Source organism: Kitasatospora sp. NPDC127067 (assembly GCF_042724755.1).
Lineage (GTDB): Bacteria > Actinomycetota > Actinomycetes > Streptomycetales > Streptomycetaceae > Kitasatospora > Kitasatospora lactacystinica.
Map to the genome: position 1 here is coordinate 109247 of NZ_JBHXEM010000016.1, position 7939 is coordinate 117185.

The window sequence follows — 7939 nt, forward strand, 5'->3', positions numbered from 1 at the left end:
GCCGGAGCGGAAGGGGCGGCCCGGGTGCCGGACGCCCGGCGGTGCTACTTCTCCAGCGGCCCCCGGCCGCGGACGGTCAGGCGGTCGCCCGCCTCGTCCTGCTCGACCAGGACGGTGTCCCCGTCGTGCACCGCGCCGGACAGGATCGCCCGGGCCAGCTGGTCGCCGATCGCGGACTGCACCAGCCGGCGCAGCGGGCGGGCGCCGTACGCCGGGTCGTAGCCGGTGAGCGCCAGCCAGTCGCGGGCGGCCGCGGAGACCTCCAGGGTGAGCCGCCGCTCCCGCAGCCGCTCGCCCAGGCGGGCCACCTGGAGGTCGACGATCCGGCTCAGCTCGCCGGTGCCCAGCGGCTCGAAGACCACGATGTCGTCCAGCCGGTTGAGGAACTCCGGCTTGAACGCGGACCGGACGGCGCCCAGCACCAGCTCCCGCTTGCGTTCCTCCGGGGTGGCCGGGTCCACCAGGTACTGGCTGCCCAGGTTGGAGGTGAGGATCAGGATGGCGTTGCGGAAGTCCACCGTGCGGCCCTGCCCGTCGGTGAGCCGCCCGTCGTCCAGCACCTGGAGCAGGACGTCGAAGACCTCCGGGTGCGCCTTCTCCACCTCGTCCAGCAGCACCACGCTGTACGGGCGGCGGCGGACGGCCTCGGTGAGCTGGCCGCCCTCCTCGTAGCCGACGTACCCGGGCGGGGCGCCGACCAGGCGGGAGACCGTGTGCTTCTCGCCGTACTCGCTCATGTCGATCCGGACCATCGCCCGCTCGTCGTCGAACAGGAAGTCGGCCAGGGCCTTGGCGAGTTCGGTCTTGCCGACACCGGTCGGGCCGAGGAACAGGAAGGAGCCGGTCGGGCGGTCCGGGTCGGCGACGCCGGAGCGGGTGCGCCGCACCGCGTCCGAGACGGCCTGCACGGCCTCCTGCTGGCCGATCAGGCGTCGGCCCAACTCCTCCTCCATGCGCAGGAGTTTGGCGCTCTCGCCCTCCAGCAGCCGGCCGGCCGGGATGCCCGTCCAGGAGGCGACCACGTCGGCCACGTCGTCCGGGCCGACCTCCTCCTTGACCATCGAGGCGGAGGTGTCCTGGCCTGCGGCGCGCTCCTGTGCCTCGGCGAGCTCCGCCTCGGCGGCCGGGATCTCGGCGTACATCAGCTTGGACGCCCGCTCGAAGTCCCCGTCGCGCTGGGCGCGTTCGAGCGCGCCCTGGAGGTCGTCCAGCCGCTCCTTGAGCTCGCCGACCCGGTTGAGGCTCTTCTTCTCCTGCTCCCAGCGCGCCGTCAGCACGCTCAACTGCTCGTTCCGGTCGGCGAGATCGCGCCGCAGCCGGGCCAGCCGGTCCACCGAGGCCGGGTCCGACTCCTTCTCCAGGGCCAGTTCCTCCATCCGCAACCGGTCCACGGAGCGCTGGAGTTCGTCGATCTCGACCGGGGAGGAGTCGATCTCCATCCGCAGCCGGGAGGCCGCCTCGTCGACCAGGTCGATCGCCTTGTCGGGCAGGAAGCGGGAGGTGATGTAGCGGTTGGACAGGGTGGCCGCGGCGACCAGGGCGGCGTCCGAGATCTGCACCTTGTGGTGCGCCTCGTACCGGCCCTTGAGGCCGCGCAGGATGGCGATCGAGTCCTCCACGCTGGGCTCGCCGACCAGTACCTGCTGGAAGCGGCGCTCCAGGGCCGGGTCCTTCTCGATCCGCTCGCGGTACTCGTCCAGCGTGGTGGCGCCGACCATCCGCAACTCGCCACGGGCCAGCATCGGCTTGAGCATGTTGCCCGCGTCCATCGCGGAGTCGCCGCCGGCGCCCGCGCCGACCATGGTGTGCAGCTCGTCGATGAAGGTGACGACCTGGCCGTCGGAGGCCTTGATGTCGTTCAGGACGGCCTTCAGCCGCTCCTCGAACTCGCCACGGAACTTGGCGCCCGCGACCATCGCGCTGAGGTCCAGCGCGACCAGCCGCTTGCCGCGCAGCGACTCCGGCACGTCGCCGGCCACGATGCGCTGGGCCAGGCCCTCGACCACGGCGGTCTTGCCGACGCCCGGCTCGCCGATCAGCACCGGGTTGTTCTTCGTCCGGCGGGAGAGCACCTGGACCACCCGGCGGATCTCGTGGTCGCGGCCGATCACCGGGTCGAGCTTGCCGTCCCGGGCGGCCTGGGTGAGGTCGGTGCCGTACTTCTCCAGTGCCTTGTAGGTGCCCTCCGGGTCCGGTGAGGTGACCCGGCCGCTGCCGCGGACGTCCTTGAACGCGGCGAGCAGCGCCTTCGGCGCGGCGCCCTGGTGCGCCAGCAGCTCGGCCACCTGGCCGCCCTCGGCGGCCAGGCCGACCATCAGGTGCTCGGTGGAGACGTACTGGTCGTCCAGGTCGCTCGCGCGCCTGCCGGCCTCGGTGAGCACCGCGACGGTGTCCCGGGCGAGCTGGGGCGCGGCGACCGTCGAGCCCATCGCGCTGGGCAGCGCGGCCGCCTGGCGGCGGGCCTCGGCGTCGACCCGGGCGATGTCGGCCCCGACCGCCTCCAGCAGGGGCCGGGCGATGCCCTCGGGCTGCTCCAGCAGGGCGATCAGGATGTGCACCGGCCTGACGTCCGGGTTGCCGGCCGCGCCCGCCTGCCGGATCGCGGCGGACAGGGCGTCCTGCGTCTTGGTGGTGAACTTGCTGGCGTCCACTGCTGGGGGGTCCTCCCTCGTCGTCCTTCACTTCTGCTGCGTACAGCATGCACTAAGTTGAGTCTATTCCGCTCAACTTTCTTTTTCCGGCTTCCCTCTCAACTTCTCGGTGAACGTTTGACCGACCGCCGGGTCAGCCCCAGCAGCTCCCGGGCCGGCCCGCCCGGCCGCTGCCCGGCCGGCCAGACCGCGCGCAGCGGCCGCCGCAGGTCCAGCTCCGCCACCAGCGGCACCTCGACCAGCCGCCGGGTGGCCAGCTCCTCCGTCACCGCCAGCTCGCTCAGGCAGACCGGCCCCGCCCCGGTCATCGCCGCCGCCTTCAGCGCGGTGGACGAGGCCAGCTCCATCCGGGGCCGCGCCACGCCCCCGTACGGCCGCAGGGCCATCTCCAGCACCTCCCGGGTGCCCGAGCCGGGCTCGCGCAGCGCCAGCGGGGTGGCCGCCAGCTCGGCCCCGGTCAGCGGGGCGCGGCGGCGCGCCCACGGGTGCCCGGGCGCCACCACGACCACCAGCCGGTCGGCGGCCACCACCACGCCGGCCAGCCCGGGTGGGGTGGTGGGGCCCTCGACGAAGCCGAGGTCGGCGTCCCCGTCCAGGACGTGCCCGGCGACCTCCGCCGAGTTCGCCGTGCGCAGCGTCACCGCCGTCCCCGGGCTGGCCTCGGACAGGCCCAGCAGCCAGCCGGGCATCAGGTACTCGGCGACCGTCAGACTGGCCACCACCCGCAGCTTGGCGTCCCGCCGCTCGCGCAGCGCGTCGATCCCGGCGTCCAGCGCCTGCGCCGCCTCCACCACCTGCCGGGCCCACTCGACCACCAGCCGGCCCGCCTCGGTCGGCCGGCTGCCCCGGGGCGAGCGGTCCAGCAGCGGGACGCCGACCTGCCGCTCCATGCCCTTGATCCGGGCACTGGCGGTCGGCTGGGTGACGCCCAGCTCGGCCGCCGCCCGTCCGACACTGCCCAGCCGGGCCACCGCGAGCAGCAGTTCCAGGGCGCCGAGTTCGGGGACGTGCGGGGAGAGGGCCATAGGTTCAGGCTATGCCCCCATAGAAGCCCCGGCGCTACCGGCCGCCCGGCCTTCCGGGTGACGGTGGGGACATGTCCACTTTGGCCGGTATCCGCCCCCTCGCCCGCCCCGCCGTTCGCCGCCGGCCCGACCTCGCCCAACTCGGCCCCAACTGGTACGCCGCCGTGATGGGCACCGCGATCCTGGCGAACGGCGCCGCCGTGCTGCCGGTGCGGCCGCCCGGGCTGACCGCCTTCGGCGAGGTGATGTGGGCGCTCGCGCTGGCCGCCCTGCTGGTGCTGGCCGGGGCCCGGCTGGTCCACCTGACCCGGCACCGCGAGGCGGCCCGCGCCCAGCTGCTGGACAACCCGGCCACCGCGGTCTTCTACGGCTGCCCGCCGATGGCGCTGCTGGCGGTCGGGCTGGGCACCCTGCTGCTCGGCTCCCGGGTCATCGGCACCGGCCCGGCGGTCGCCCTGGACGCGGTGCTGTGGAGCCTCGGCACCCTGTACGCGCTGGCCGTGGCCGGCGGCATCCCGTACCTGATGATCACCCGGCACCGGCTCTCCGCCCTGGAGGCCAACCCGACCTGGCTGCTGCCCGTGGTCGCCCCGCTGGTCGCCTCCGCCTGCGGTCCCGCGCTCGTCCCCCACCTGCCGGCCGGGACGGCCCAGCAGGCCATGCTGTACGGCTGCTGGGCGCTGTTCGGGATCGGCCTGCTGGCCACCCTGGTGCTGCTGCCGGTGGTGTTCACCGGGCTGCTCCACAGCAAACTGCCCGCCCTGGCGCTCACCCCCTCGCTGTTCCTGGTGCTCGGCCCGCTCGGCCAGTCCGTCACCGCGGTCCACCAGCTCGCCGACGCCGCCCGCCCGGTGCTGCCCGCGCTGGCACCCGCCATGGTCGACCTCGCCGAGCTGTACGGCGTGGCGGTGATCGGCGTCGCCATGCTCTGGCTGGCCGTCGCGCTCACCGCCAACCTGCGGGCCCGGCGGGCCGGGATGCCGTTCGCGATGACCTGGTGGGCGTACACCTTCCCGGTCGGCACCTGCGTCACCGGAGCCTCCGCGCTCGCCCGGCACACCGGCTTCGGGGGCTTCAGCGGCCTGGCCGTCGGCCTGTACCTGCTGCTGGCGCTCGCCTGGGTGCTCGCCGCGGGCGGCACCGCCGCCGGGCTGGCACGGGGCCGGCTGCTGGCCCGCTGAGGCGGCGCCGGACCCCCGGGCCTGCGTGAACGCGCAGCTCAGGAGCGTGCGGCCGGTGCAGGAACGCGCACGGCCGGGCAACGGTGCTGCCGGGTGGCGCCGACGCCCCCGGCCCGCCCCGGTTCCACCGGAATCCACCCCGCCGGCCGGACCGTCGCGCCCGCGGCCGGATGCAGGTAGCTGCAATTGCGCGAACATGCACTCGGGCGGCACTTGTTCACCGGCCGTCACGCTGTGAGGGTGGAGACACGCCAAGTCGTCCGGGCACCGCAGCCCGATGGTGGCGACACGCTCTTCGATACTGACCGCAGGTGCGACATCCCGCGCCGGTGGAACGGGGGGGAAGAGCGCCGGGCCGGGGTCCATGTGTGGTGATGGCCCCCGGACCGGACCCGTCGAGGCGTTGCTGCTCCGCCTCGACGGGAGCGCCTTGACTGGCGTACCGATGGCGGCCCCCGGACGACCCGGCGTGCGACGGCACCCGGGCCCGGGGTCCGCCGTCCCACCCGGTACCGTGACCGCCTGATCCATGATCACGCCGTACCGGCCCACCGGTACCGTGAGCCCGTCGGGCCCACCGGTGCCACGGCTCGTGCGGCGGGGAGCACGGGCAGACCAGGGGAGAGGCGTCCGGCAGGGAGAGTGCGACGTGACGGCGGAACCGGCGGTCACACCGCACCACGGGCCCGTGGGCGAGGAGCCCGACGAGGCCGCCCGGCAGCTCTACCTGGCCATCATCGCCGAGGGCGGCCGCGTCCCCACCGGCGAGGTCGCCGACGTCGACCGGGGAGCGCTCCAACAACTCATCGACATCGGCCTGTTGATGGTCAACCGGATGGACCGCTGCTACACCGCGGTCAGCCCGCGATCGGTCAGCGACCGCCTCGGCGCCGAACTGCGCAGCGAGGCCACCCGGCTGCTGGTCCGCGCGGAGAACCTCCCGGGCGCCCTGGACGGCCTCACCCGGGCCTACGACGCGATGCCCCGCCCGACCGACCGGGCCGGCGGCGCCGTCCACGTCGAGGGGCACGTCCACATCCGCCAGCGGATCTCCCAACTGGTCTCCGACTGCCGCTCCGAGGTCCTCACCGCCCAGCCCGGCCACCGGCCCGCCGACACCCTCCAGGTCGCCCTCCTCCAGGACGTCCAACTGCTCCAGCGCGGCTGCTCGCTGCGCACCATCTACCAGCCGGTCGCGCTCGCCGACCCGCCCGCCCTCGCCTACGCCGAGGAGGTCATCCGGCACGGCTCGCTCATCCGGGTGCTCGACGAGCCCTTCCAGCGGCTGATCGTCTTCGACCGCTCCGTCGCCGTGATCTCCGCCAACGACGACAACAGCACCGCCGCCTTCATCACCGACCCGGCCACCATCACCTACCTGGTCGGCACCTTCGAACGCGACTGGGCGCGCGCCGACACCGCCGAGGCCGCCGCCCTCGGCCAGGTACCCGCCCGCACCATCCCCGACCGGGTCGGAAGGCTGCTCGCCCGCGGCCTCACCCAGCGCGCCGTCGCCACCCGGCTGGGCCTGAGCGAACGCACCGTCGCCGCCCACATCTCCCGGCTGCGCGACCGCTACGGCGCGCAGACCCTCTTCCAGCTCGGCTGGCTGATGCGAGGCGCCCGCGATGACCGATGAGCCGGGCCCGGCCGAGCGGGCCCTCTACCTCGCCGCCGTCCGGGGCGGCGGTCGGTTGCGCCCCGAGGACCTCGCACCCGCCGACCGACCCACCCTGGCCGCCCTCGTCGCCCGCGGCCTGCTCACCCCCACCGCCACCGGCTGGACCGCCGCCAGCCCGCGCGCCCTCGGCGACCGGATCGGCCTCGAACTGCGCACCCGCGCCGTCCGCCTGCTGCGGCACGCCGAGCGGCTCCCGGGCACCCTCGGGCCGCTGTCCCGCGCCTACGACGAGGCCCGCAGCCCGGTCGGGGGGCCGTCGGCGGCCGGTTCCCGGGCCGTCGGTTCCCGGACTGCCGGTTCCCGGGCCGTTGGTTCTGCCGGCACCCCGGCCACGGGCTCCCCGGCCGTCGCCCTCGGCGGCACCGTCGACGGCACCGTCCTCGGCGCCGCCGAGGTCCGCGGGCGGGTCAGCGAACTCGTCTCGGAGTGCCGGGAGGAGGTCCTGGCCGCCCAGCCCGGACCGCGGCCGCTCGAAGGACTCCGGATGGCCCTCGCCCAGGACCTCTCGCTGCTCCGCCGCGGCTGCTCGCTGCGCACCCTCTACCAGCCGGTCACCCTCGCCGACGCCGCCGTGCGGAGCCAGGTCGTCCTGCGCACCGGGCAGGGCGCCCAGGTGAGGGTCCTCGCCGAGCCCTACGAGCGGGTGCTGGTCTTCGACCGCGCGGTGGCCGTCATCCCCGCCGCCGAGGACCTCAGCCGGGCCGCCTTCCTCACCGACCCCACCACCGTCGCCTACCTCGCCGCCCAGTTCGAACGCGACTGGGCCCGCGCCACCCCCGCCGGCCGCCACCTCGACCCGCCGTCCGTCACCACCGTGCGGATCGGAAGGCTGCTCGCCCGCGGTCTCACCCAACGGGCCGTCGCCACCCGGCTGGGCGTCAGCGAACGCACCGTCGCCGCCCACATCTCCCGGCTGCGCGACCGCTACGGCGCCCACACGCTCTTCCACCTCGGCTGGCGGCTGCGGGGCGAGCACCATGACTGACACGCCCGCCACCCCGCTCACCGCCGCCCGCGCCCTCCACCTCGCCGTCCTGCGCGAGGGCGGCCGGGTGCGGGCGGCCGAAGTCGGCGCGGAGGACGGGTCGGCGCTCCGCCGGCTGGTGGAACTCGGGCTGCCGGTACCGCAGTTGGTGGACGGTTCGGACAGTGCGGTGGATCCCCGGCGGCTCCCGACAACACGGTCGTCGCTGTCGTAGAGGACCCCGCGATGCCGGCCTGCCTGGTCGGGGTCTTCGACCAACAGTGGCAGCAGGCACAGGTCGTGGATCGGGTTGCCCTGGCGGCCACTTCGGTGGAGCCCGCCGCCCACGAGCAGATCGGCCGGCGGGGCGCCCCCGGCCGCACCCCGCGGGGGAGCAGCCGGGCCGGTGGGGGGGAGCGGGCGCCCCGGGGGCGGTG

The 7939-nt window shown here is 75.0% G+C and carries 7 protein-coding genes; 5 read left to right on the plus strand and 2 right to left on the minus strand.

Annotation, left to right across the window (positions count from 1 at the left end; all coding sequences use genetic code 11):
* Positions 1-44: 44 nt before the first annotated feature.
* Both clpB and ACFWJ4_RS09935 read right to left on the minus strand, forming a co-directional pair.
* On the minus strand, positions 45-2651 hold the full coding sequence (gene clpB, locus ACFWJ4_RS09930; protein ID WP_380541392.1) for an ATP-dependent chaperone ClpB: 2607 nt from the start codon (positions 2649-2651) through the stop codon (positions 45-47).
* A gap of 98 nt (positions 2652-2749) precedes the next feature.
* Positions 2750-3676, minus strand: coding sequence for a LysR family transcriptional regulator (locus ACFWJ4_RS09935; RefSeq protein ID WP_380541395.1), 927 nt, complete (start codon positions 3674-3676; stop codon positions 2750-2752).
* Between the two features lie 71 nt (positions 3677-3747).
* Between ACFWJ4_RS09935 and ACFWJ4_RS09940 the strand changes: the two genes are divergently transcribed.
* The 5 genes from ACFWJ4_RS09940 to ACFWJ4_RS09960 form a co-directional block, all read left to right on the plus strand.
* On the plus strand, positions 3748-4857 hold the full coding sequence (locus ACFWJ4_RS09940) for a TDT family transporter (RefSeq protein WP_380541398.1): 1110 nt from the start codon (positions 3748-3750) through the stop codon (positions 4855-4857).
* Between the two features lie 649 nt (positions 4858-5506).
* Positions 5507-6496 (plus strand): LuxR C-terminal-related transcriptional regulator, encoded by a 990-nt coding sequence (locus tag ACFWJ4_RS09945; RefSeq protein ID WP_380541401.1) that lies wholly within the window; start codon positions 5507-5509, stop codon positions 6494-6496.
* Positions 6486-7523 (plus strand): LuxR C-terminal-related transcriptional regulator, encoded by a 1038-nt coding sequence (locus ACFWJ4_RS09950; RefSeq protein WP_380541404.1) that lies wholly within the window; start codon positions 6486-6488, stop codon positions 7521-7523. Before ACFWJ4_RS09945 ends, ACFWJ4_RS09950 begins: the two co-directional genes overlap by 11 nt.
* Positions 7516-7737, plus strand: coding sequence for a hypothetical protein (locus ACFWJ4_RS09955; protein WP_380541407.1), 222 nt, complete (start codon positions 7516-7518; stop codon positions 7735-7737). The genes ACFWJ4_RS09950 and ACFWJ4_RS09955 overlap by 8 nt, the downstream gene beginning before the upstream one ends.
* 11 nt (positions 7738-7748) lie before the next feature.
* The coding region (locus tag ACFWJ4_RS09960) for a hypothetical protein (RefSeq protein WP_380541409.1) at positions 7749-7939 on the plus strand (191 nt) is incomplete at its 3' end.

What these genes read in the sequence shown, in the direction of transcription:
- ACFWJ4_RS09935 (WP_380541395.1), bottom strand. Translation starts at nt 3,676, where the DNA reads ATGGCCCTCTCCCCGCACGTCCCCGAACTCGGCGCCCTGGAACTGCTG.
- ACFWJ4_RS09940 (WP_380541398.1), top strand. Translation starts at nt 3,748, where the DNA reads ATGTCCACTTTGGCCGGTATCCGCCCCCTCGCCCGCCCCGCCGTTCGC.
- ACFWJ4_RS09950 (WP_380541404.1), top strand. Translation starts at nt 6,486, where the DNA reads ATGACCGATGAGCCGGGCCCGGCCGAGCGGGCCCTCTACCTCGCCGCC.
- ACFWJ4_RS09955 (WP_380541407.1), top strand. Translation starts at nt 7,516, where the DNA reads ATGACTGACACGCCCGCCACCCCGCTCACCGCCGCCCGCGCCCTCCAC.